Origin of the sequence: Microbacterium sp. PAMC21962, assembly GCF_019443465.1 — a bacterium.
Lineage (GTDB): Bacteria > Actinomycetota > Actinomycetes > Actinomycetales > Microbacteriaceae > Microbacterium > Microbacterium hominis.
In genome coordinates this window covers 741,857-764,698 of record NZ_CP080381.1, presented here as the reverse complement: position 1 = coordinate 764,698, position 22,842 = coordinate 741,857, and the positions used below count along the sequence as shown (strand labels likewise).

22 protein-coding genes are annotated in these 22,842 nt (G+C 71.2%); 15 read left to right on the top strand and 7 right to left on the bottom strand.

What is annotated here, in order from left to right; genetic code table 11:
* Positions 1-77: 77 nt before the first annotated feature.
* Both KY498_RS03700 and KY498_RS03695 read right to left on the bottom strand, forming a co-directional pair.
* Positions 78-1,208, bottom strand: a complete 1,131-nt coding sequence (locus KY498_RS03700) for a DUF4349 domain-containing protein (protein WP_191008490.1) — start codon at positions 1,206-1,208, stop codon at positions 78-80.
* Positions 1,205-1,768: an RNA polymerase sigma factor gene (locus KY498_RS03695; protein WP_191008491.1), complete on the bottom strand. Its 564-nt coding sequence runs from the start codon at positions 1,766-1,768 to the stop codon at positions 1,205-1,207. Before KY498_RS03695 ends, KY498_RS03700 begins: the two co-directional genes overlap by 4 nt.
* A gap of 265 nt (positions 1,769-2,033) precedes the next feature.
* Between KY498_RS03695 and KY498_RS03690 the strand changes: the two genes are divergently transcribed.
* The 7 genes from KY498_RS03690 (at position 2,034) to KY498_RS03660 (ending at position 9,642) form a co-directional block, all read left to right on the top strand.
* Positions 2,034-3,101, top strand: a complete 1,068-nt coding sequence (locus tag KY498_RS03690; protein WP_191008492.1) for a TerC family protein — start codon at positions 2,034-2,036, stop codon at positions 3,099-3,101.
* Positions 3,102-3,249: 148 nt separating this feature from the next.
* Positions 3,250-4,719: a 3-isopropylmalate dehydratase large subunit gene (gene leuC, locus KY498_RS03685; RefSeq protein ID WP_191008493.1), complete on the top strand. Its 1,470-nt coding sequence runs from the start codon at positions 3,250-3,252 to the stop codon at positions 4,717-4,719.
* Position 4,720: 1 nt separating this feature from the next.
* Positions 4,721-5,317, top strand: a complete 597-nt coding sequence (gene leuD, locus KY498_RS03680) for a 3-isopropylmalate dehydratase small subunit (RefSeq protein ID WP_101306221.1) — start codon at positions 4,721-4,723, stop codon at positions 5,315-5,317.
* A 76-nt stretch (positions 5,318-5,393) separates the two neighbouring features.
* A complete protein-coding gene (murA, locus tag KY498_RS03675; RefSeq protein WP_060958456.1) occupies positions 5,394-6,752 on the top strand; it encodes a UDP-N-acetylglucosamine 1-carboxyvinyltransferase in 1,359 nt (452 codons plus the stop codon).
* On the top strand, positions 6,749-7,534 hold the full coding sequence (locus tag KY498_RS03670; RefSeq protein WP_060958457.1) for a 1-acyl-sn-glycerol-3-phosphate acyltransferase: 786 nt from the start codon (positions 6,749-6,751) through the stop codon (positions 7,532-7,534). The genes murA and KY498_RS03670 overlap by 4 nt, the downstream gene beginning before the upstream one ends.
* Positions 7,535-7,547: 13 nt before the next feature.
* Positions 7,548-8,660 carry an NAD(P)H-dependent glycerol-3-phosphate dehydrogenase gene (locus KY498_RS03665; RefSeq protein ID WP_060958458.1) on the top strand — a complete coding sequence of 371 codons (1,113 nt, stop codon included), beginning with the start codon at positions 7,548-7,550 and terminating at the stop codon, positions 8,658-8,660.
* Positions 8,560-9,642 (top strand): D-alanine--D-alanine ligase family protein, encoded by a 1,083-nt coding sequence (locus KY498_RS03660; RefSeq protein ID WP_082734051.1) that lies wholly within the window; start codon positions 8,560-8,562, stop codon positions 9,640-9,642. Before KY498_RS03665 ends, KY498_RS03660 begins: the two co-directional genes overlap by 101 nt.
* A gap of 33 nt (positions 9,643-9,675) precedes the next feature.
* On the opposite strand, the gene KY498_RS03655 is transcribed toward KY498_RS03660, so the two are convergent.
* Entirely contained in the window at positions 9,676-10,155 is a 480-nt protein-coding gene (locus tag KY498_RS03655) for a DUF3515 family protein (protein WP_060958460.1), read from the bottom strand.
* A 22-nt stretch (positions 10,156-10,177) separates the two neighbouring features.
* Between KY498_RS03655 and thiL the strand changes: the two genes are divergently transcribed.
* Positions 10,178-11,158 carry a thiamine-phosphate kinase gene (gene thiL / locus KY498_RS03650; RefSeq protein WP_191008494.1) on the top strand — a complete coding sequence of 327 codons (981 nt, stop codon included), beginning with the start codon at positions 10,178-10,180 and terminating at the stop codon, positions 11,156-11,158.
* Positions 11,159-11,202: 44 nt separating this feature from the next.
* Here the strand turns inward: thiL and rsmD are convergent, their stop codons facing one another.
* Positions 11,203-11,760, bottom strand: a complete 558-nt coding sequence (gene rsmD / locus KY498_RS03645) for a 16S rRNA (guanine(966)-N(2))-methyltransferase RsmD (protein WP_101306225.1) — start codon at positions 11,758-11,760, stop codon at positions 11,203-11,205.
* Between the two features lie 21 nt (positions 11,761-11,781).
* On the bottom strand, positions 11,782-12,387 hold the full coding sequence (locus tag KY498_RS03640) for a 1-acyl-sn-glycerol-3-phosphate acyltransferase (protein ID WP_101307222.1): 606 nt from the start codon (positions 12,385-12,387) through the stop codon (positions 11,782-11,784).
* An 85-nt stretch (positions 12,388-12,472) separates the two neighbouring features.
* Between KY498_RS03640 and KY498_RS03635 the strand changes: the two genes are divergently transcribed.
* Genes KY498_RS03635 through mutM form a run of 6 tightly spaced genes read left to right on the top strand, consistent with a single transcriptional unit; the run spans position 12,473 to position 17,635 of the window.
* Positions 12,473-14,650 carry an ATP-dependent DNA helicase RecG gene (locus tag KY498_RS03635; protein WP_191008495.1) on the top strand — a complete coding sequence of 726 codons (2,178 nt, stop codon included), beginning with the start codon at positions 12,473-12,475 and terminating at the stop codon, positions 14,648-14,650.
* Positions 14,651-14,693: 43 nt separating this feature from the next.
* The gene (coaD, locus tag KY498_RS03630; protein WP_191008496.1) at positions 14,694-15,191 is read left to right on the top strand and encodes a pantetheine-phosphate adenylyltransferase; all 498 of its coding nucleotides are present in this window, start codon (positions 14,694-14,696) and stop codon (positions 15,189-15,191) included.
* A 52-nt stretch (positions 15,192-15,243) separates the two neighbouring features.
* Entirely contained in the window at positions 15,244-15,792 is a 549-nt protein-coding gene (locus KY498_RS03625) for a DUF177 domain-containing protein (protein WP_060958465.1), read from the top strand.
* Positions 15,793-15,794: 2 nt separating this feature from the next.
* The gene (gene rpmF / locus KY498_RS03620) at positions 15,795-16,004 is read left to right on the top strand and encodes a 50S ribosomal protein L32 (RefSeq protein ID WP_005050211.1); all 210 of its coding nucleotides are present in this window, start codon (positions 15,795-15,797) and stop codon (positions 16,002-16,004) included.
* A gap of 16 nt (positions 16,005-16,020) precedes the next feature.
* Positions 16,021-16,713, top strand: a complete 693-nt coding sequence (gene rnc / locus KY498_RS03615) for a ribonuclease III (RefSeq protein ID WP_191008497.1) — start codon at positions 16,021-16,023, stop codon at positions 16,711-16,713.
* A complete protein-coding gene (gene mutM / locus KY498_RS03610; RefSeq protein WP_191008498.1) occupies positions 16,706-17,635 on the top strand; it encodes a bifunctional DNA-formamidopyrimidine glycosylase/DNA-(apurinic or apyrimidinic site) lyase in 930 nt (309 codons plus the stop codon). Before rnc ends, mutM begins: the two co-directional genes overlap by 8 nt.
* 19 nt (positions 17,636-17,654) lie before the next feature.
* Here the strand turns inward: mutM and KY498_RS03605 are convergent, their stop codons facing one another.
* The gene (locus KY498_RS03605) at positions 17,655-18,740 is read right to left on the bottom strand and encodes a GNAT family N-acetyltransferase (protein ID WP_191008499.1); all 1,086 of its coding nucleotides are present in this window, start codon (positions 18,738-18,740) and stop codon (positions 17,655-17,657) included.
* A gap of 58 nt (positions 18,741-18,798) precedes the next feature.
* On the bottom strand, positions 18,799-18,930 hold the full coding sequence (locus KY498_RS16485) for a hypothetical protein (RefSeq protein ID WP_255266054.1): 132 nt from the start codon (positions 18,928-18,930) through the stop codon (positions 18,799-18,801).
* Positions 18,931-19,322: 392 nt separating this feature from the next.
* Here KY498_RS16485 and smc point away from each other — a divergent pair, with 392 nt between their 5' ends.
* Entirely contained in the window at positions 19,323-22,832 is a 3,510-nt protein-coding gene (gene smc, locus KY498_RS03600) for a chromosome segregation protein SMC (RefSeq protein ID WP_191008500.1), read from the top strand.
* Positions 22,833-22,842 lie beyond the last annotated feature (10 nt).

Sequence of the window (22,842 nt, the reverse complement as noted above, 5' to 3'; positions counted from 1 at the left end):
CCGCAGAAGCCCGGTCCACACGGACCGGGCTTCTGTCGTCGGCGGGTCTGTCGCGACGCGACAGACCCCGAGGTGGGTCAGGCTGCGGGACCGGCCTCGTCGACGGTCTCGGGCGCGCGGGTGCGGGCCCGACGACGGCGGACGACCCGGCGCGCACCCCACACGATCAGGGCGGCGAACGCGATCAGGCCGAGCCAGGGGAGCAGGAACCCGATCGCGATGACCAGGCCGTTGAGAGTCGCGACGAGACCGTTCCAGCCGGCCGCGACGCCGTCGCCGAATCCCGCCGGATCGGCGGTGACGGCGGGGGCGGGCGTGACGAGCGAGACGCTCAGCGTCGACATCTCGACCTGGGACTGCACCCTGGTCAGCTGCTGTCGGAGGGACTCCAGCTCGGACTGACGCTCCGACAGCGCGGATTCCGCCGCGATCAGATCGGCGGTCGACGACGACTGCTGCATCAGCTCCGTGAGGCGTGCGACGGAGGACTCGAGGGCGGAGACCCGGGCGCGCAGGTCGACGGCCTCCGTGGTCACGTCGCGCCGGTCGGTCTGCGACGAGGTCACCGTCCCGTAGGCGGACAGTCCCGCGACCGTCTCGGAGAGGCGGTCGGCGGGGATGCGGACGGTGATCCACGCGCCCGACGGCATCGGCATGACGACTCCCGTTCCCGACATGACGTCGACGGGCGCTCCGGCGCCGGTGCTCTGGGATTCGACGTAGCCGCCCGCAGCGACGGCTGCGGCCGCGATGCCCTCGGCCGCGGCAGCGGCGTCCGCGACCTCGACGGCCGCCGAGGCGGTCGTCGCGATCTCGCGTCCCGCGCTCCCGGTGGCGGCGTCGGCCGCCACGCCGGCTCCGCTCATGCCGCCGGCCGCGGCATCCCCGGCCCGTCCGTCGGTCAGCCCGAGCTCGGCGGTGCTCCCGCCCGGTGCGATCACCGCGGGAAGTGCGGCGGACGACGCCCCGGACGTGCCCTGCAGGGTTCCCGCGATCGACGGTGCCATGATCGCCGCGACCGCCACGACGGCGGCGGCCGCCGCCCCGCCCATCCAGATGCGGCCGCGCCGGACGGCGCGGATCCGTTCGCGTTCGCTGCGCTCCCACTGCGCGCGACGTTCGTCCGCGATGCGTGCGAAGAGCGCGTGCTCGATCGCCTCCACGCGATCGTCGCCGAGCTCGGGCAGTGCGGTGTGTGCGGTGGTCATGACCCCTCCGATGCGATGGTGGTGCGCAGTGAGCTGCGGATGCGGGAGAGACGATTGCGGACGACGCCGTGCGTGACGCCGAGGTGCTCGGCCGCCGCCTGGTAGCCGTAGCCCTCGGCGGCGCACAGACGGAAGATGCTCTGGTCGAGCTCGCTGAAGGTGGCGACTTCCGCCGCGATCCGATCGGCGAGGTCGGCGTCGATCACCTGACGTTCGATGTCGACGCCGTCCGGCACGGATTCGTCGACGGGCGCTCCGAGATGCGCGCGGTCGCGGTGCTGGCGGCGCACACGGTTCGCCGCTTGGAAGCGGCAGACCGTGACGAGCCAGGGGAGCAGCGACGCGCTGTGCAGCTCCAGTTCCCGGAGCTTGCGCCACGCGGCCAGGAACGTCTCCTGGGTCACGTCCTCGGCATCCTGCGCCGTGCCGACCAGGCCGTGCGCGATCCAATAGACGGGTCGCGCATAGGCGCGGTAGAGCGTCCGGAAGGCGAGCTCGCTGCCGGCGGCGGCCTCCGCGACGAGCTCGGCATCGGTGCGCGTGCCGGTGTCCTGGGTCATCGTGTCCTCATCGTCTCTCACTCAGGAAGTGTCGGCCGTGGAGGAATCGTCTCAGATCCGATCGCCGCCGGCCTGCGGGCCGACCGGCGGGGAGCGCCTCCGGGGTGCGAGCCGGTATCGTGTCCTGAGCGAGAGGGAGTATCCCGTCCTCGCGCGTCCGTCATCACGGGCCCGTCGTCGGGACCCCGGGCGCGCGCCGCCGCCGCCCGACGGGCGGTCGCGGGGGAGAGACTTTCGACGTTTCGTCATCCCTCGAAAGGCCTGCATGGACCTCCCCGTCTGGTTCGAGATCGGCTCGCTCGTCGTGCTGGTGCTCATCCTCGTCGCCGACCTCGTGCTCATCGCGAAGCGACCGCACATCCCGTCGCCCAAGGAGTCGAGCCTGTGGGTCGTCTTCTACGTCGCCCTCGCGCTCGTGTTCGCGGGATTCATGTGGTTCTTCGCCGGCGGCGAGTATGCCGGGCAGTTCGTCGCCGGGTGGCTCACGGAGTACAGCCTCTCCATCGACAACCTCTTCGTCTTCGTGCTGATCATGAGCCAGTTCTCGGTGCCGCGCCGGTACCAGCAGAAGGTGCTGATGGTGGGCATCATCATCGCGCTCGTGCTCCGGGGACTTTTCATCCTCGCCGGAGCGGCGATCATCGAGCAGTTCAGCTGGATCTTCTACATCTTCGGGGCTTTCCTCATCTACACCGCCTGGAAGCAGGCCTTCCCGGGCGGCGACCACGAGGACGAGGTCAAGAAGGAGTCGTTCATCGTGCGGCTGCTGCGGCGCACGATCGACATCAGCGACGACTACGACGGTCCGAAGGTGCGCACGGTCGTCGACGGCAAGCGGATGTTCACGCCCATGATCATCGTGTTCGTGGCCATCGGCATGACCGACCTGCTGTTCGCGCTCGACTCGATCCCCGCGATCTTCGGCATCACCCAGAACGCGTTCATCGTGTTCACGGCGAACATCTTCGCGCTGATGGGGCTGCGCCAGCTCTACTTCCTGTTGGGCGACCTGCTCGACCGGCTCAAGTACCTGCACTACGGCATCGCCTTCATCCTCGCCTTCATCGGGGTGAAGCTGATCGCGCACGCGATGCACGAGAACGAGCTCCCGTTCATCAACGGCGGCGAGCACATCGCGTGGGCGCCCGACATCTCGACCTGGATGTCGCTCGGAGTCATCGTCGTCTCGATGGTCGTGGCGACCGGGGCGAGCCTCGTGGCCTCCGCGCGGGAGCGCGGCGCCGAGCCCGCGGACGCGCCCCGGACGCCGGCAGCGGCGGCCGACGCAGTCGCCGACGAGAAGGGCACGCCGCCGACCGTCGAGGGGCGCTGAGGGCGACGGCGATCCGCGCGGTGGTATTCTGAGGCCGTGCGGATCGCTCGTCTTCTCCTTAGCGGCCGCGACGAGACCTCGTTCTGAGCCCTCACTCGTCGCGGAGTCCGTCGCGGGCTTGATCCTCTTATCTGGAGAACGAGACAGCATGAGCATGACGATTCCCGACCGCCCGCGGACCCTCGCCGAGAAGGTGTGGGACGACCACCTCGTGGTCAAGGGCGAAGACGGCCAGCCCGACCTGATCTACATCGACCTGCACCTGGTGCACGAGGTCACGAGCCCGCAGGCCTTCGACGGCCTGCGTGCGGAGGGCCGCCCGGTGCGGCGACTCGACCTCACGATCGCGACCGAGGACCACAACACCCCGACGCTCGAGATCGACAAGCCGATCGCCGACCTGACGAGCCGGACGCAGATCGAGACCCTGCGTCGCAACGCGGAGGAGTTCGGCGTCCGCCTGCACTCGCTCGGCGACAAGGAACAGGGCATCGTCCACGTCGTCGGGCCCCAGCTGGGCCTGACCATGCCCGGCATCACCGTCGTCTGCGGCGACAGCCACACCTCGACGCACGGCGCGTTCGGTGCCATGGCCTTCGGTATCGGCACGAGCGAGGTCGAGCACGTCCTGGCCACGCAGACCCTGCCGCTGAAGCCGTTCAAGACGATGGCCATCACCGTCGAGGGCGAGCTGAAGCCCGGGGTCACCGCGAAGGACATCATCCTCGCGATCATCGCCAAGATCGGCGCGAACGGCGGCCAGGGCTACGTGCTCGAGTTCCGCGGCAGCGCCATCCGGTCGCTGTCGATGGAGGGCCGCATGACGATGTGCAACATGTCCATCGAGGCGGGCGCCCGCGCCGGCATGATCGCCCCCGATGAGACGACGTTCGCGTACGTGAAGGACAAGCCGCACGCCCCCCAGGGTCAGGACTGGGACGACGCCGTCGCCTATTGGCGCACGCTGCCGAGCGACGAGGGCGCCGTCTACGACGCCGAGGTCTTCCTCGACGCGAACGAGCTCGAGCCCTTCGTCACCTGGGGCACCAATCCCGGGCAGGGCGTCTCGCTGTCGGACGTCGTTCCCGACCCGGCATCCTTCACCGACGCGAACGAGCGCGCGGCCGCGGAGCGTGCGCTGGAGTACATGGATCTCGCCGCCGGCACGCCGCTGAAGGACGTCGCGGTGGATGCCGTCTTCATGGGCTCCTGCACGAACAGCCGCATCGAGGACCTGCGCGCCTTCGCGTCGGTCATCGAGGGGCGTCAGAAGGCGGAGCACGTGCGGGTGATGGTCGTCCCCGGCTCGGCGCGCGTGCGCCTGGAAGCCGAGGCGGAGGGCCTCGACAAGGTCTTCACCGCGTTCGGCGCCGAGTGGCGGTTCGCGGGGTGCTCGATGTGTCTGGGCATGAACCCCGACCAGCTCGCCCCGGGCGAGCGCTGCGCCTCCACCAGCAACCGCAACTTCGAGGGCCGTCAGGGCAAGGGCGGGCGCACGCACCTCGTGTCGCCGCTCGTGGCCGCCGCCACCGCGGTGCTGGGCCGCCTCGCGAGTCCGTCCGATCTGCCCCGTATCGACTCACCTGCGGAGCGCGCGACGACCGGGATTGGAGCCTGACGTGGAGAAGTTCACGACCCACACCGGCGTCGCCGCCGCGCTGAAGCGTTCGGCGGTCGACACCGACCAGATCATCCCCGCGGTGTACCTCAAGCGGGTGACCAAGACCGGTTTCGAGGACGCACTGTTCGCCAACTGGCGACAGGACCCCGAGTTCGTCCTGAACCAGCCGACGTTCTCGCACGCCTCGGTGCTCGTCGCGGGTCCCGACTTCGGAACCGGGTCGAGCCGCGAACACGCCGTGTGGGCGCTGCGCGACTACGGCTTCCAGGTGGTGCTGAGCCCGAAGTTCGCCGACATCTTCCGGGGCAACGCCGGCAAGCAGGGCCTGGTCACGGGCGTGATCTCCGAGGCCGACCTCGAGGCGATCTGGGCCGAGATCGACGCGCATCCGGGCGCCGAGATCACCGTCGACCTCGTCGAGCGCACCGCGACGATCGGCGAGCTCCGGGTCTCGTTCGAGATCGACGATTACACTAGGTGGAGACTCCTCGAAGGCCTCGACGACATCGGGCTGACCCTGCGCAACGAGGACAGGATCGCGCAGTTCGAGGCGCGCCGCGAGGCGTGGCGCCCCCGGACGCTGCCGGTCCGCTAGGACGGACCCGCCCCCGATCGGGGCATGCCCGCCCCTCTCCTTTCCCGTCCTCGACACACGATGTGAGGTTCGATCCATGAACACCCTCCTGAGCGCTTCGGCGTCGACACCCGCCGGAGGCGAGGGCTCGGTCCTCGAGATCCGGGGCGGGCGGCCGCTGACCGGACGCGTCGAGGTGAAGGGCGCCAAGAACCTCGCCACCAAGGCGATGGTCGCGGCGCTGCTCGGCGAGACCGAGAGCGTGCTGCGCGACGTACCCGACATCAGCGATGTCCAGGTCGTGCGATCGCTCCTGGAGGTGCACGGCGTGACCGTGACCGACGACGGCGACGGCGTCCTGCGTCTCGACCCGCGCGGAGCGGTCTCGGCGCACATGGAGGAGATCGACGCCCACGCGGGCGCGTCGCGCATCCCGATCCTCTTCTGCGGACCGCTGCTGCACCTGCTCGGCCAGGCCTTCATCCCGGACCTCGGCGGATGCCGCATCGGCGACCGTCCGATCGACTTCCACCTCGACGCGCTGCGCGCCTTCGGCGCGACGGTGGACAAGCTGCCCAGCGGCATCCGCCTCTCCGCTCCGAACGGGCTCTCCGGGGCGAACATCGCCCTGCCGTACCCGAGCGTGGGAGCGACCGAGCAGGTGCTGCTGACGGCCGTGCGCGCGAAGGGCACCACCGAGCTTCGCAACGCGGCCATCGAGCCGGAGATCATGGATCTCATCGCCGTCCTGCAGAAGATGGGCGCGATCATCTCCTACGAGCCCAACCGCGTCATCTTCATCGAGGGTGTGGAGTCGCTGCGCGGCTACGACCACCGGAGCATCTTCGACCGCAACGAGGCCGCATCCTGGGCCTGCGCGGCGCTGGCCACGGACGGCGACATCTTCGTCGGCGGAGCGAAGCAGCAGGAGATGCTGACCTTCCTCAACGTCTTCCGCAAGGTGGGCGGCGACTTCGACATCCACGAGGACGGCATCCGTTTCCGCCGCGGCGGTGCGCTCAAGCCCGTCGTCGTCGAGACCGATGTCCACCCCGGTTTCATGACCGACTGGCAGCAGCCCCTCATCGTCGCGCTCACGCAGGCCGAGGGCGTCTCGACCGTTCACGAGACGGTCTACGAGAACCGTCTCGGCTTCACCCAGGCCCTCAACAAGATGGGCGCCGACATCGTCGTGCACCCCGAGGGCATCGCCAGCGCCGACCGCCGCGTCCCGCGCCGCGCGCTGGAGCAGGCCGCCGTGATCACCGGCCCGACGCCGCTGCACGGCGCCGACGTCGTCGTTCCCGACCTGCGCGGCGGCTACAGCTACGTCATCGCCGCCCTGGCCGCGGAGGGGACCTCCCGCGTCGCGGGGGTGGACATCATCCGCCGCGGCTACGAGAAGTTCCTCGAGAAGCTGACGGCGCTGGGCGCCGACTTCGACGTCGTCGGATGACCGGCGTGGCCCGTCCCGCGCGGCGACGCGCCTCCGCCGAGAAGACGCGGCCCAGCGCCTTCTGGCCGCTCGCCGCGCTCATCGTGCCGGCCGTCGGATGGTTCGCGAAGATCGAGATCACCGGCGCCGAGCACCTGCCCGCCGAGGGGCCGTATGTGCTGGCCCCCAACCACTACAGCGAGTTCGACCCGCTGATCCTGGCGGTGGGCACGTGGCGCATGGGCCGCGCTCCGCGGTTCATGGCGAAGGAGAGCCTGTTCCGCGTCCCCGTCCTGGGCGCCGCCCTGCGGGCTACCGGCATGGTCCCCGTCGCCCGGTCGTCGTCGTCCGCGGCGGCGAAGCAGACGCTGCAGCAGTCCGAAGACCTCGTGACCCACGGCCGCGGCGTCATCGTCTACCCGGAAGGCTCGCTCACCCGCGACCCGGACATGTGGCCGATGCGCGGCAAGACCGGGGCCGTGCGCCTGGCTCTGGCCGCCGCGGAGCCCATCCCCGTGATCCCGGCCGCGACCTGGGGCGTGCAGCAGATCCTCCCGCGCTACGGCAAGCTCCGCCTCTGGCCACCGCGGCGTCGCGTGCGGCTGGCGCTGGGTCCCGCCACCGATCTCTCCGCCTACACCGGCGCCGGCGCGATGGGTGCGGCGAACCTCGTCGCGGCCACGGATGCCGTGATGGCCGACGTCGCCGCGCTCCTCGGCACCCTGCGCGGCGAGGAGCCCCCCGCGGAGCGCTGGAACCCGGCCGCCCACGGCCAGAACGAGACGGGTCGCCTTGAGTCGTAGGGGCGAGTCGGCGATGCCCCGGGTCGCCGTGATCGGCTCGGGCAGCTGGGGCACGACGTTCGGCAAGGTGCTCGCCGACGGGGGAGCGCACGTCGTCATGTGGGCTCGTCGTGCCGAGCTGGCCCAGGAGATCCAGGAGGGCCACCGCAACAGCGAGTACCTGCCCGGGATCAACCTGCCGCGCGCCATGTCCGCCACGACGCACCTGTCCGAGGCGCTCGAGGGGGCGTCGCAGGTGTACCTCGCGATCTCCAGCCAGGCCCTCCGCCAGAACCTCAAAGCGGTGCGCCCCCTCGTCGCCGACTCCGACGCGCCGATCGTGTCGCTGATGAAGGGCGTCGAGAAGCGCAGCGGTCTGCGGATGAGCCAGGTCATCGAGCAGGAGCTGCACTGCGACCCGACGCGCATCGCCGTGGCATCCGGGCCGAACCTGGCCCTGGAGATCGCGCGCGAGCAGCCGACCGCGGCCGTCATCTCCTCGACGAGTCGGGAGACGGCCGAGGCGGTGGCCCGACGCGCCCGCAACGACTATTTCCGCACCTTCGTCAACACCGATGTCATCGGCACGGAGTTCGGCGGCGTGCTGAAGAACCTCATCGCCGTCGCGATCGGCATCGTCGACGGCGTCGGCTACGGCGAGAACACGAAGGCCTCGATCATCACGCGGGGTCTCGTCGAGATGACCGACTTCGCGGTCGCGCAGGGCGCCCAGCAGGAGACCCTGCAGGGGCTCGCCGGCCTGGGCGACCTCATCGCGACCTGCCAGTCGCCGCTGAGCCGCAACAACACCGCGGGCCGGCTGCTGGGCCAGGGCTACAGCTTCCAGGACGTCGTGAAGCAGATGAACCAGACCGCCGAGGGACTCGCGTCGGTCGCCCCGGTGCTGCAGCTCGCGCGGGAGTCGGGTGTGCACATGCCGATCGTGGAGCAGGTCAAGATGGTCCTGGACGGCACGATGAACCCGCGCGACATCGCGCCCCACCTGACCACCGACGACGACAAGCCGACGGGCGAGAGGACCCAGAATGGACAAAGCGGTAGTGGCGGTGCTCTTCGGAGGGCGTTCCAGCGAGCATTCGATCAGTTCCGCCACGGCGGGGGGAGTGCTGCGGGCGATCGACCGTGACCGCTTCGCGGTCATCCCCATCGGCATCACCCGCGAGGGTGCTTTCGTCCTCGAAGACGACGACCCCGACAAGTTCGCCCTCGACCCCGGGCACCTGCCCGAGGTGGTCGACAACGGCACGCGCATCGTCTGGCCGGATTCCGTCCGCTCGCGTGAGCTCAAGGTCCAGGATGCCGACGGCATCCGTTCGCTGGGTCCGATCGACGTGGTCTTCCCGATCCTGCACGGCCGCTTCGGCGAGGACGGCACCATCCAGGGCTTCCTCGAGCTGCTCGATCTGCCGTACGTCGGCGCGGGCCTGCTCATGTCCGCGATCGGCATGGACAAGCACACGACCAAGAGCGTCCTGAAGGCCGCGGGCGTGCCGGTCGTGCCGTGGGTCACGGTGACGGAGCGCGACCTGGCGCGCGACCACGATCTCTGGCACCGCCGCATCCGCTCGCTCGGCCTGCCCGCCTTCGTGAAGCCCGCCCGCGCGGGCTCGAGCGTCGGGGTCTCGAGGGTCTCCGACTGGTCGGAGCTGGACGCCGCGCTGGCGACGGCCTTCGCCGAGGACGACACCGTCCTGGTCGAGCAGGCCGTCGTGGGTCGCGAGGTGGAGTGCGGTGTGCTGGCCGGCCGCGACGGCGAGCCGGCGCGGGTCAGCGTGGCCGGTGAGATCGTCATCAGCGGCCGTGAGTTCTACGACTTCGACGCGAAGTACCTGGATGCCCCCGGCATCGACCTCGTGTGCCCCGCCGACCTTCGAGAGGGCGAGCTCGCCGAGATGCAGCGCATCGCGGTGCGCGCGTTCGAGGCGGTCGGCGGCGAAGGACTCGCGCGCGTGGACTTCTTCTTCACCGGGACGGAGTTCTTCGTCAACGAGGTGAACACGATGCCCGGCTTCACGCCCATCTCGATGTTCCCGAAGTGCTGGATCGCGTCGGGGATGAGCTACCCGGAGCTGATCAGCGAGCTGATCGACCTCGCCCGCGTGCACTGAGCGGGCGCGAGCCCCGCAGCGGGAGATCGACGCTCAGGACGTCGGACGGTCGGTGCAGGATCGGCCGTCCGTGGGCAGCTGCTGCACCGCCGACGACAGCGCGCTCAGGACATCGCGGCCGCTCACGAGGTCGTAGTCGAGATAGACCTCGGCGGCCGGTGTGCGGCCGAACGTGGTGAAGCGGTAGTGCGGCGCCTCCGCGTCGTCGACGAGCCAGTCGATGCCGTCCACGGTCTGGCAGACCAGGGTGCTCGGGCCCGGCGCCGCGAGTCCGCACGTGAGCAGGACGCTCGCGGGGGAGCCCCATGCTCCGGTCGCCTGGGCGTCGGTCCACCGGCGCTCCTGGCCGTCGACGGTCGCGGGAAGGCGCGCCGTGACCGCGGCGCAGGCGGGGTCGTTGGCGCTCTTGGCCGGGGTCATCGACACGGTGGCGCTGCACCCGGTGACGCCGAGGGCGACCGCGACGGCGAGCACCGCGGTCGCCGAGATGACGAGCGGACGCGAAGCAGGCACCCCTCCAGGCTACCGTGGAGGAATGACCCCGCCTCCCACCGAGACCGTGCGCGACCTCGGCGAACGCGAGCTCCTGCGACGCATCCTGGGGGTCTTCGAGGGGTCGTCGCGGGCCGTCGTGGGCCCCGGGGACGACGCCGCGGTGCTCCGCGTCGACGACGGGCGGGTCGTGGTCTCGACCGACACGCTGGTCCACGGTCCCGACTTCCGTCTCGCGTGGTCGTCGGGCTTCGACCTGGGGTGGAAGGCGGCCGCCGTGAACCTCTCCGACATCGCCGCGATGGGCGCCCGTCCGACCGCGCTGTTCGTCGCGCTCATGCTCCCCGACGACACGTCGGCCGACCTGGTCATCGACATCGCGCGCGGAATGCGCGCCGCGTGCGACGCCCTCGCCCCGGGGTGCGCGGTCGAGGGCGGCGACCTGGCGGCATCCGACACCCTGAGCATTGCGGTCACCGTGCTGGGCGTGCTGGACGGTGCGGCGCCCGTGCGACGCTCCGGTGCGCGCGTCGGCGATGTGGTCGCGGTCGCGGGTGATCTGGGGGCGGCGGGCCGAGGACTCGCGCTGCTGTTCGATCGCTTCCGCGACGACCGCGGGCGGCCCATCGCGGTGGATGCCGCGCCCCTCACTCCGGCCGAACGCGCCGACGTCGAGGCGCAACGGCGTCCGCGGCCGCCGATCGCTCTCGGACCGGTGGCGGCCCGTGCCGGCGCCACCGCCATGATGGACGTGTCGGATGGTCTGCTGCTGGACGCGTCACGGATGGCGGACGCCTCGGGCGTGAGCATCGACCTCGACGACACCCTCGACGACATGGCGCTGCGCGGCGGCGAGGATCACGCCCTGCTGGCGTGCTTCGGGGCGGGAGCCGACCTGCCCGACGGCTTCCGGCGCATCGGCCGCGTCACGGCCGGCGACGGCGTCGTCACGGTCGGCGGCGCCCTCCCCGGCGGCAGAAGCGGATGGGATCCCCACCGCGACTGGGACGCCGGACGGGGATAGCCCGGGCGAGTGCCACGGGATCGGGCCCCGGGAGCGGGCCGTGGTCAGGCCGGTCGCACCCACCAGAGCGTGGTGTCGCCGTAGGCGCGGTCGCGCTCGGGGACGAGCGACGCGGGGAGCATCGGCGCTCCCGACCGCGTCGCCCGCTCCACGATCACCACGGCATCCGCCGACAGGCGCGGAGCCAGCGCGTCGAGCGCGCCGCTCAGCTCGTCTTCGGGAAGGTCGTACGGAGGATCGAGGAAGACGAGATCGAACGCGGCCGTGCTCGCCCGCAGGAACGCGTCGACCGACGAACGGTGCACGCGTACCGAGACCCCCGGCACGGCCTTCGCGACGGCGCGTACGTTGCGCTCGGCGACCGCGGCGGCGCGGGGCGCGCGCTCGACGAGATCCGCCGAGGCGGCGCCGCGGCTCACTGCCTCGAGCCCGAGCGCACCGGAGCCCGCGTACAGGTCGAGCACCGCCGCCCCGGCGACCAGATCGGCCGCGTCGAGCGCGCCGAACAGCGATTCGCGCACGCGGTCGCTGGTGGGTCGTGTCCCGGCATCCGGGACCGCGAGAGCCAGCGAGCCGGCGCGGCCGGAGATGATGCGCGTCACGGCTTCACCTTAACGGGCACCTCACGCCGCGGGCGCGTCGGCCCGCTCGCCGGCGGCGCCGTCGTCCTCGCTGCGCAGTCGCGGTTCGGTCCGCCATTCGGGGCGGAATCCCGCCTTGTCGGCGTAGAACGCGCGGATGCGGTCCATGTCGCTCGCGACGTCGCCGGTGAGCTCCACGGTCGGACCGAGCCCGGTCGTCATCGTCGTGCGATCGACGTAGCCGAGGGTCAGCGGCATGCCCGTCTCCCGGGCGATGCGGTAGAAGCCGCTCTTCCAATACGCGTTCGCTCCGCGCGTCCCGTCGGGCGTGACGACCAGCCCGAACACCTCACCGGCACGGATGCGGGCGACGATCTCCTCGACGACGCGACCCGCATCGGTGCGATCGACGGGGATGCCGCCCAGCGCGCGCATGAGCGGCCCTCTCCAGCCGGCGAACAGCGCGTCCTTGCCGAGCCAGTGGATGCGCATGCCCAGGCGCCACGAGATCGCCAGCATGAAGACGAAGTCCCAGTTGGAGGTGTGGGGCGCGCCGATGAGCACCGTCGGCCGCGTGGGGGCGGGGGTGGATCGCAGGCGCCACCGGCTGCACAGCCAGAAGAGTCGGGAGAGGAAGCGTCGGAGCACCACGCGACTCTACGGGCGCGGGCTGTGCTCCCGCCGAGCGCGGCGGGCCGTGCTCGGCGTCGGCGGGCCTGAATAGACTCGGTGCATGCCCGCGTTCACGCTCGACACCGCTCTGGTCGATGCGCTGGGGGCCCCGACCGCGAAGCTGTTCGAGCGTGCGTTCGGCATGATCACGGTGGCCGATCTGCTCACCCACTACCCGCGCCGCTACGCCCGTCGCGGAGAGCTGACGCCGATCGACTCGCTGCCGCTGGGGGAGCAGGTGACGATCGTCGCGGAGGTGCGCTCGGTGTCGTCGCGGCAGATGCGTCAGCGCCGCGGCTCGCTCCTGGAAGTCGTCATCAGCGACGGGGCGGGAGCGCTGACGCTCACCTTCTTCAACCAGGCGTGGCGCGCCAACGACCTCCAGGTCGGTCGCCAGGGGATGTTCTCCGGCAAGGTCGGACAGTTCCAGGGCCACCAGCAGCTGGCCCACCCCGACTACACGCTCTTCGAGGACGTGGACACGGCCCGTCTGAACGCCCAGGCCCAGCAGCACACGCCCATCCCCATCTACCCCGCGACCAGCACGGTGGCCACCTGGCAGGTGCAGAAGGCGGTCGGCGTCGTCCTGCAGAGCCTCGCGGGGGTGGCCGACCCGCTTCCCGAGCCGCTGCGCCGCCGGGAGGGACTGCTGGAGGCGGATGCGGCGCTGCGCCGCATCCACGCCCCCGAGAGCTTCGAGCAGATCGACGACGCCCGCCGCACCCTGCGCATGCACGAGGCCTTCGTCCTGCAGACGGCGCTGCTGCAGCAGCGCGAGGCCGTGCGGGAGATGGCGGCGACGGCACGGCGCCCCGGGCGGCTGCTCGCCGAGTTCGACGAACGGCTGCCGTTCGCGCGCACGCCCGACCAGCTCTCCGTCGGCGACCGCATCGCCGCCGACCTCGAGGGCGACTGGCCGATGAACCGGCTCGTGCAGGGCGAGGTCGGATCGGGGAAGACGCTCGTGGCGCTGCGGGCGATGCTGCAGGTCGCGGAGTCCGGCGGTCAGTCGGCCCTCATCGCGCCCACCGAGGTGCTCGCCGCCCAGCACGTGCGCTCGATCGCACGGATGCTGGGACCCCGACTCGCCCCCGAGCTCATGCCGACGCTGCTGACCGGTCAGCTGCCCGCCGCGGAGCGGCGCAAGGCGGCCCTGCGCGTGGCGTCGGGGCAGGCGCGGATCGTCGTCGGGACGCACGCGCTGCTGAGCGCGTCGACGACCTTCGCCGATCTCGGGCTCGTCGTCGTCGACGAGCAGCACCGCTTCGGCGTCGAGCAGCGGGAGACCCTGCGCGCGAAGGGCACCGCGCCGCACGTGCTCGTCCTCACCGCCACGCCGATTCCCCGTACCGTCGCGATGACCGTCTTCGGCGACCTCGACGTGTCGACCATCCGCACGATGCCCAGCGGCCGTGCCGGCATCGCGACCCACGTCGCGCCTCTCGCCGAGAAGCCGGGCTGGTTCGGGCGCGTGTGGGAGCGGGCAGCGGAGGAGGTCGCCGCCGGCCACCAGGTGTTCGTCGTGTGCGCCGCGATCGACGCCGAGGCCACGGGCAAAGACGCGCGGGATGCCGCGGACGAGGCTCCCGCCGGCGCGCCGCCGGTCGAGGGCGAGCAGCCCCGCACGCGGTGGGGCGTCGTCCAGGTGGCCGCGCTGCTGGCGGGCATCCCCGCGTTCGACGCGCTGCGCGTCGAGATCCTCCACGGACGGATGCCGGGTGAGCAGAAGGATGCCGTCATGCAGGCCTTCGCGCGCGGTGAGATCGACGTGCTCATCGCGACGACCGTGGTGGAGGTCGGCGTCGACGTGCCCAACGCGTCGGCGATGATCATCCTGGAGGCCGATCGGTTCGGCGTCTCCCAGCTGCACCAGCTGCGCGGACGCGTGGGCCGCGGCGAGGTGCCGGGCCTGTGTCTGCTGGTCACGGAGGCTCCGGAGGGAACGCCCGCGCGCTCGCGGGTCGAGGCGGTGGCCGCCACGACCGACGGCTTCCTGCTCGCCGAGGTCGACTTGGAACTGCGCGGCGAGGGCGATGTCCTCGGCGACGCGCAGTCCGGCGCGCGCACGTCGCTGCGGCTGCTGAGGGTGGTCGCCGACGCCGATCTCATCGCCTCGGCGCGCTCCGCCGCCGAGGACGTCCTGGCCGAGGATCCGACGCTCTCCCGGCATCCCGGGCTGGTCGCCGCGATCGAACGCCGGGTCGGGCAGCAGGAACGCGCCGCGCTGTCCAAGAGTTGAGTCCTCAGGAGGCTCCCCGGGCCCCGCCGCTAGGCTGATCCGCATGAACAACCGCATCGCGGTGGTCCCGGGCTCCTTCGATCCGCCGACCCTCGGTCATCTCGACGTCATCCGCCGCGCCGCGGCCCTCTACGACGAGCTGCACGTGCTGGTCGTGCACAATCCGGGCAAAGAGGCGATGCTGCCGATCGCGCAGCGGCTGAGCCTGCTCGAGCAGTCCATCGCCGAGGAGGGCGTCGAGGGTGATGTCATCGTCGCGTCCTGGAGTGTCGGACTCCTCGTCGACTACGCGCAGGACGTGGACGCCGGCGTGCTCGTGAAGGGGATCCGCTCGCAGGTGGACGTCGCCTACGAGACCCCGATGGCCATCGTCAACCGTCACCTCGCGGACATCGAGACCGTCTTCCTGCTGCCCGATCCCGCGCACGCGCTCGTATCGAGCTCGCTGGTGCGTCAGGTCGCCGCTCTCGGCGGAGACGTGTCGCCGTTCGTGCCCGGGCCGGTCGCGCGCTTCCTCGACACGGGCGCGGGGGAGAGCTGACGGCCCTCTCGGGCGCACGGACGACTAGCATTGCGTGGTGGTCAGAAAGCATGTGAGCGGTCCGTTCGTCTTCCCCGTTAGGGACATCGCCCATCGCGCGGGAGAGATGCGTGAGTTCGACGTCGAGGTCCCTGCACCGGCGAAATGGGGCGAAGGACTCGTCTCCATCGCGCAGGGCGAGCCGATCGATCTGGCGGTGCGTCTGGAGTCGGTGCACGAAGGCATCCTCGTCACGGCGGAGATCGACACCGCGTACTCCGGCGTCTGCGGGCGGTGCCTCACCGACATCGTCCAGCCTGTCGAAGTCGAGATTCAGGAGCTCTTCGGGTATCCTGGCACGGAAGCGATCGACTTCGAGGTTCAAGACGACCACGTGGATCTTGAAACTCCGGTCAGGGATGCGATCGTCCTCTCGCTTCCGTTCCAGCCGGTGTGCCAGCCGGACTGCCCGGGGCTCGACCCCGTCACGGGCGAGAAGCTGGCCGCAGGAACCGCGCCGGAGATCCCGATCGACGAGCGCTGGGCCGCGCTGAAGGCCCTCACCCCAGACCCTGACGACGAGGCTCCGCGCCCTGTCGTCACCGACACAGAGAAGAGCTAGCCATGGCAGGTAACCCCCCGAAGCGGAAGGTCTCCCGCTCCAACACTCGTTCGCGTCGCGCGCAGTGGAAGGCCGAGGCCCCCACGCTCGTCAAGACCGTCGAGAACGGCAAGGTCGTCTACAGCCGCCCGCACCAGGCGAAGGTCGTCACCGACTCGCAGGGCACCGAGCTGTTCCTCGAGTACAAGGGCCGCAAGGTCGCCGACATCTGATCGCCGCGGCCATCTGATGGCGGATGCCGTGATCGAGCACCGTGTGCTCACCGACAAGCTCGGGGTCGACATCGACCCCGAGCTTCTGTCGGTTGCGCTCACGCACCGCTCGTTCGCGTATGAGAACGGCGGCGTGCCGCACAACGAGCGGCTCGAATTCCTCGGCGACTCGATCCTCGGTCAGGCCGTGACGGTGCATCTGTTCGTCGCGCACCCCGACCTCGAGGAAGGCGCCCTCGCCAAGCGCCGGGCGAGCGTCGTCTCGACGGTCGCCCTGGCCGAGGTCGCGCGCGGTATCGGGCTCGGCGGGCATCTCCGCCTGGGCCGCGGCGAGGACCAGACCGGCGGACGCGACAAGGACTCCATCCTCGCCGACACGATGGAAGCCGTCATCGGTGCCACCTACCTCTCGGCGGGTCCGGACGCGGCCACCGCGCTCGTGCTGCGGCTCGTGCAGCCGTTGATGGCCGATCCCGACCGGTACGGTGCGGCGATGGACCCGAAGACCAGCCTCCAGGAACTGGCCGCGCGTCTCGGGCTCACGCCCCCGGTCTACGAGATCGCGGCCGAGGGCCCCGACCACAACCGCGTCTTCACCGCCACCGTGTCCGTCGGAGACACCGCCGGCCGAGGAGTGGGATCGAGCAAGAAGCAGGCCGAGATGGCCGCGGCGCTCACCCTGTGGCGCACGCTCAGCGAACGTGCCTGAGCTTCCCGAGGTCGAGGTCGTCCGCGCCGGTCTCGCACCGGCGGTGGTCGGGGCGCGCATCGTCGCGGTGGACGCGCGCGATGCCCGCGCGCTGACGCGTCACGACGGCGATGCCGGCTCTTTCGAACGCGCGTTGACCGGCCGCCTGATCACCGGCGTCGCGCGACGCGGCAAGTTCCTCTGGATGCCGCTGGCTCCGGCATCCGCAGACGACGCCCCTCGCGGCGCCGTCATCGCCCACCTCGGCATGAGCGGACAGATGCTTCTCCGGGCATCCGGTGCCCTGGTGGAACGGCACGAGCGGGTGCGCCTGGACGTCCATCACCCGGATCACGGCGACCTGGCCGTCGTGTTCGCCGATCAGCGGACCTTCGGCTCGTTGGCGATCGACGATCTGGTGCCCACGGCCGACGGGCGCGTCGGGGGATGGGGGAGCGACGAGGCGCTCGTCCCCTCGCAGGTGGTCCACATCGGCCGCGATCCGCTCGACGACGCCTTCGACGAAGCCGCGGTCGTCGCCCGGGTGCGCGCGAAGCGTTCGGCGGTCAAGCGGATCCTCCTGGATCAGACCGTGGTCAGCGGCGTCGGCAACATCTATGCGGACGAGGCGCTGTGGGCGGCCCGCATCCATCCCGAAACGCCGGGCGATGCCCTCAGCGTCCGCGCGGTGCGCCGCCTGTTCGCCGAGGTGCGCGCGGTGCTGCTGAAGGCGCTCGCGGAAGGCGGCACGAGCTTCGACGCGCAGTACGTCAATGTGAACGGCCAGGCCGGTTACTTCGCGCACTCGCTCAACGCCTACGGCCGGGACGGCCTGCCGTGTCCGCGGTGCGGTCGCCCGATCGTGCGGGACTCGTTCATGAACCGGTCCAGCCACTACTGTCCGCGGTGCCAGCGCCCCACCGGGTCGGCGCCGCTGCGATGAGCGGCGCCGACCCGGCGACTCACGCGAGCACCTTCTTCCACGCCCCGTTGTAGGCCACCGGCACGAAGCCGATGGCCTCGTTGATGTCGAGCATCGGCCGGTTCTCCTCGGCGTTGTAGGTGATGACCTTCGGGGATGCCGGGGCGATCTCGCTGCGCCAGGTCCGCAGACCGGCGCACTTGACCAGCTGACCGAGCTTGTGTCCCCGGTGCTCACGGAGCACGAGGGTATCCTCCTGGTGGCTGGGCCCGGTCGGATCGGTGCCGAGCACGAGCTCGTTGAAGGCCACGAGCGCGCCGGTGCCGATGTGCTGGGCAGCGGTCACGAGCTTGATGCGACCCGACTCGGCGTACTTCGCATCGTGACGCGCGAGACGCTCGGCATCCCACACCTCCTCGTCGAACTCGAGATCGGCGCTGGGGGCGTCCGTGGACATGCGCGACTTCATCCAGGCGAACCCCTCGGCGTACTCCGCCGGTGTCGGCGCCTGCCACTGCACGACGCGATAGCCCGCCGACGCCGAGGCCGCCTCGTCGAGGAGCCTGGCCACCGTGGCGTCGCTCGCGGGCAGATCGAGTTCGCTCTGACGCTCGATCTGCTCGAGGGCGTAGCCGTGGCGCAGGTAGAAGCGCGCCGCGTGATCCTTCGGGATCGAGCCGAACCCGGTCGGCGCCTGCAGGCGCTCGCCCGCGGCGTCGGGATGCTGCGCCCACGACTGCAGGACGGTGCGCCCGTGTGCGCGCGCCGCCTCTTCGATGAGCGCGTAGCCGGCGGAACCGATGCCGCGCCCGTGGTGCGCGGCGAGCAGCTCCACCAGCCAGAAGGCGTTGCGCGACCCGCTCTCGAGCGGGATGTCGATGCCGACACGGCCGACGACCTCGCCGTCGGACAGCGCCATCCAGGCGATGCGGATCTCGTCCGGATCCGGCTGGTAGTGGGGGAGCAGCTCCTCCGGCGTCAGCGCGTCGTCGTCGTTGCCGGCGATCTCGCGGTAGACGAGGTTGCGCACCCGGGTGAACTCGCGGAAGTCGGCAGCGTCGTCACCGCTCATCGATGTCGGGACGTTCAAGGGGCGGAAGCGGAGCTCCGCGGCGGTGGTGGTCATGTTCTCTCCTTGGTGGTGAGGGCCGGGGGCGACGGTCGTCGTCGCCCCCGGGCGCGGGTCAGAGATACGGAAGGATCTGTCGGCGGCGCTGCCATTCGAGCTCGCGCTGCTCGCGCTCGCGCTCGGCGAGACGGATGCGGCGGCGTTCGGGATCGTTGGCGTGCAGAACCGACGCGATGAAGGTATGCATCGTGGTGCTTTCGGTGAGTGCGCGCAGATGCGCGCGAGGGCAGGTGTCTGGCCGGGCTACGGCGGTGGGCACACGCAACGTGGACGTCGGTGCCGGAGGACTGCGCGAGGTCGCTCTCGCCCGCGTGACGGGCGGAGTTCTCCTGTGTTCGCGTCAGCAGACGCCGCGGAAGGCGTCGAAGGAGACGGTCCCCGTCGGCTCACGGAACGGAAGGGCGCGCATCGCGAATGCGGCGCTGCCGGTGGCGTTCAAACGAATCATGTCGGGGACCTCCTTTCTCGACTTCAGACGCGATCTGTGACGATAGCGGCTGTTCTCGTCGCGCGTCAAGCCGGCGTTCGCGTGTCGTTCCGATAGCGTGGTTCGCACACCCACCCCTGGAGGACGCCCGAATGCACCTGAAGAGCCTGACGCTCAAGGGCTTCAAGTCGTTCGCGCAGCCGACCACCTTCGCACTCGAGCCCGGTGTGACCTGCATCGTCGGCCCCAACGGGTCGGGGAAGTCGAACGTCGTCGACGCCCTGGCCTGGGTGATGGGCGAGCAGGGGGCGAAGACCCTCCGCGGCGGCAAGATGGAAGACGTCATCTTCGCCGGGACTTCCACCCGCGGACCCCTCGGCCGTGCCGAGGTGCAGCTGACGATCGACAACAGCGACGGCGCGCTGCCGATCGAGTACAGCGAAGTGACCATCAGCCGCACCCTCTTCCGCAACGGCACGAGCGAGTACGCCATCAACGGGGTCGGCTGTCGCCTCCTCGACGTGCAGGAGCTGCTCAGCGACTCGGGGCTCGGACGCGAGATGCACGTCATCGTCGGCCAGGGCCGGCTCGACAGCGTGCTTCAGGCGAGTCCGGAGGACCGGCGCGGCTTCATCGAGGAAGCCGCGGGCATCCTCAAGCACCGCCGCCGCAAGGAGAAGACGCTCCGCAAGCTCGAGGCGATGGAAGCGAACCTGACGCGGTTGAGCGACCTCGCGGGCGAGCTGCGCCGGCAGCTCAAGCCGCTCGGGAAGCAGGCCGAGATCGCCCGAGAGGCCGCGACGATCGCCGCGGTCGTGCGTGATGCGAAGGCGCGCCTGTTCGCCGACGAACTCGTGGGGCTGCGGGCGCAGCTGGCCGACCACGCCCGCAACGAGCAGGAACGCAGCGCGGAGCGGCTCGTGCTCCAGGACTCGTCCGAGCAGCTGAAGCTGCGGATCGACGCGCTGGAGGCCCAGCAGCGTTCCGAGGCCGTCGACGGCGCCCGGGCCGTCGCCTTCGGCCTCGAACGCGTGCAGGAGCGCCTGCGCGGACTCTTCTCCCTGGCCGGCCAGCGGCTGGCGCTCCTGGAGGACGACGGCACACTCGGCATCGAGGTGGCGACCGTCAGCCAGTCCGCGATCGATGAGGCGCGCGCCGAGATCGACGAGATCTCCGCGGGCCTGGGCGGTGCTCAGGATGCCGCGGAGGCGGCGGCGCGCGACGTGATGCGCGCCCGCGCCGAGCTCGACGCGCTGGACGCCGACATCGCCGCGCAGAGCGCTCTGGTCTCCGCCCACGACATGCGTCTCACGAAGCTGCGCGGTGCCGCGGATGCCGCCGCGTCCCGCCTCGACGCCGTGCGCGCAGCGGTCGAGCGTCAGCAGCGCGCCCTGGATGCGGCGCTCGCCCGGCGATCGGAGGTGGCCGAGGTGCTCGCCGGGGTGGATCCCGATCTCTCGGCGGAGGGCTCCTCGGCCGAGCACACCGCCGCGTACGAGCGTGCGCAGCGCGACGCGACGACGGCGGAGAACGAGGTGACCGCGTTGCGCGAGCGCCTGCACGCGTCGGAGCGGGAGCGCGAGTCGCTCACGGCCCAGACCGCGGCCCTCGGGCGCGCGCTGGACGTTCGCAACGCCGCGGCCGAGCTCATCGCCCGCGGTGGCACCGGCATCCGCGGACTCGTCGGTGACGACGTGAAGGTGCGCCCGGGCTACGAGGCGGCGATCGCGGCCGCCCTCGGCGCCCTCGCCGAGGGCGTGCTCGTCGACGACGTGGAAGCGGCCGTCGCGCTCGCGCGTGCCGCGGGCGCCGCCGATCTCGGGCGGGTCGACATCGCCGTCGCCGATCTCTCCGCCGGATCCGCTCTGGCCGTCGCCGGCACCGCGGCGGTGAGCGCCCGGGACGTCGTCACCGCCCCCGACGGCATCCTCGGCATCCTGTCGAGGGTCGCCATCGTCGAGGACCTCGACTCCGCGCACGCCGCCGGACGCGCTCTGGCGGCGGCGAACGGCGGTCTGCCCGTGACCGTCGTCACCCGTCTCGGCGAGGTGGTGACCGAGTACACGATGCGGGCCGGGTCGGGCGCCGGCCGGTCCCGCCTGGAGCTGGCCGCCGAGCGCGACGCGGCCGCGGAGCGCCTGTCGGAGATCACCGTGGTCGCCGACTCGCTGCGCGAAGCCCTGGCCGAGGCGCAGGACGGGTGGAACGCGGCGCGCACCCGAACCCGCGACGCGCTGCAGAGCCTCAGGGAGCACGACGCCGCCCTCGCCGCCCACACCGAGCAGGTCAATCGTGCGACGGTGCGCCACGAGGCGGCCGTCGCGGAGTGCGAACGCCTCGAGGCGGGCCTCGCGCAGGCGTCGGCCGCCGTCGCGGATGCCGAGAAGGCGGCGCGTGCGGCGAACGACGCGCTGGAGAGCGCACAGCAGGCACCCCGCCCGATGCTCGACGCCTCCGCACGCGACGGTCTCCTCGACGCCCTCGAGGCCGCGCGCGACCGGGAGATGCGTGCCCGTCTCGACGTCGAGACGCTCCGCGAACGGGTACGGGCGGGTGAGGCCCGCGTCGATCAGCTGGTGCGTCAGCGCGAGCGGGAGCGCGCCGCGGCGGCAGAGGCCGCGCGTCGCGCCGTGATCCGCCGTGCGCAGCGGGAGCTCGCCGCCGACGTCGCCGACGCGCTGCCTCCCGTGCTCGACTCGGTCGACCGGTCCGTGACGCAGGCTCGCGTGGAGCTGCAGCTCGCCGAGCAGGCGCGCACCGCGTTGACCGCGGAGCTCACGACCCTCCGGGCGGAGGAGGCGACCGTCCGCGAACGCCTCAGCCGTCTCACCGAGAGCGTCCACGGCCTCGAGCTCCAGATGCACGAGAAGCGCCTCCACGTGACGAGCCTGCTCGAGCGGGTCGCCTCCGAACTGAGCCTGGACGAGAATATTCTCGTCGCGGAATACGGTCCCGACGTGCCGATCCCCACCGGGGATGACGCACCGCCGGAGACGTACGACCGTGCCGCGCAGCGAAAGCGCCTCCAGGAGGCCGAACGCAAGCTCGTGCAGCTGGGCAGGGTGAACCCGCTCGCGCTCGAGGAGTATGCGGCGCTCGAGCAGCGCCATGCGTTCCTCACGGAGCAGCTCGCCGACCTGGTGCAGACGCGCTCCGATCTGCAGACGATCATCGCCGAGCTCGACGAGCGGATGCAGACGATCTTCGTCGCGGCGTTCGAGGACACCCGCGTCGCGTTCGGCGAAGTGTTCCCGATCCTCTTCCCCGGAGGCTCGGGGAGCATCTCGCTGACCGACCCCGACAACCCGCTCACGACCGGCATCGAGGTCGCCGTGCGCCCCGTGGGGAAGAAGATCGAGCGCCTGTCGCTGCTCTCCGGCGGTGAGCGCTCGCTCGCCGCGGTGGCGCTCCTGACGGCGATCTTCATGGCCAGGCCCAGCCCGTTCTACATCCTCGACGAGGTCGAGGCGGCGCTCGACGACGCCAACCTCGGCCGGCTCCTGGGCGTGTTCGAACGGCTCCGCGCGTCCAGCCAGCTGATCGTGATCACCCACCAGAAGCGCACGATGGAGATCGCCGACGCCCTCTACGGCGTCTCCATGCGCCAGGACGGCGTCTCCGCCGTCGTCGGCCAGCGGGTGCGCGAGCGCGAGAGCGCCTGACGGCGTGCGC

Coding starts and splice junctions, on each gene's coding strand:
- KY498_RS03700 (WP_191008490.1), bottom strand. CDS start 1,208: ATGACCACCGCACACACCGCACTGCCCGAGCTCGGCGACGATCGCGTG.
- KY498_RS03695 (WP_191008491.1), bottom strand. CDS start 1,768: ATGACCCAGGACACCGGCACGCGCACCGATGCCGAGCTCGTCGCGGAG.
- KY498_RS03690 (WP_191008492.1), top strand. CDS start 2,034: ATGGACCTCCCCGTCTGGTTCGAGATCGGCTCGCTCGTCGTGCTGGTG.
- leuC (WP_191008493.1), top strand. CDS start 3,250: ATGAGCATGACGATTCCCGACCGCCCGCGGACCCTCGCCGAGAAGGTG.
- murA (WP_060958456.1), top strand. CDS start 5,394: ATGAACACCCTCCTGAGCGCTTCGGCGTCGACACCCGCCGGAGGCGAG.
- KY498_RS03670 (WP_060958457.1), top strand. CDS start 6,749: ATGACCGGCGTGGCCCGTCCCGCGCGGCGACGCGCCTCCGCCGAGAAG.
- KY498_RS03665 (WP_060958458.1), top strand. CDS start 7,548: ATGCCCCGGGTCGCCGTGATCGGCTCGGGCAGCTGGGGCACGACGTTC.
- KY498_RS03660 (WP_082734051.1), top strand. CDS start 8,560: ATGGACAAAGCGGTAGTGGCGGTGCTCTTCGGAGGGCGTTCCAGCGAG.
- thiL (WP_191008494.1), top strand. CDS start 10,178: ATGACCCCGCCTCCCACCGAGACCGTGCGCGACCTCGGCGAACGCGAG.
- KY498_RS03635 (WP_191008495.1), top strand. CDS start 12,473: ATGCCCGCGTTCACGCTCGACACCGCTCTGGTCGATGCGCTGGGGGCC.
- coaD (WP_191008496.1), top strand. CDS start 14,694: ATGAACAACCGCATCGCGGTGGTCCCGGGCTCCTTCGATCCGCCGACC.
- rpmF (WP_005050211.1), top strand. CDS start 15,795: ATGGCAGGTAACCCCCCGAAGCGGAAGGTCTCCCGCTCCAACACTCGT.
- rnc (WP_191008497.1), top strand. CDS start 16,021: ATGGCGGATGCCGTGATCGAGCACCGTGTGCTCACCGACAAGCTCGGG.
- KY498_RS03605 (WP_191008499.1), bottom strand. CDS start 18,740: ATGACCACCACCGCCGCGGAGCTCCGCTTCCGCCCCTTGAACGTCCCG.
- KY498_RS16485 (WP_255266054.1), bottom strand. CDS start 18,930: ATGCATACCTTCATCGCGTCGGTTCTGCACGCCAACGATCCCGAACGC.
- smc (WP_191008500.1), top strand. CDS start 19,323: ATGCACCTGAAGAGCCTGACGCTCAAGGGCTTCAAGTCGTTCGCGCAG.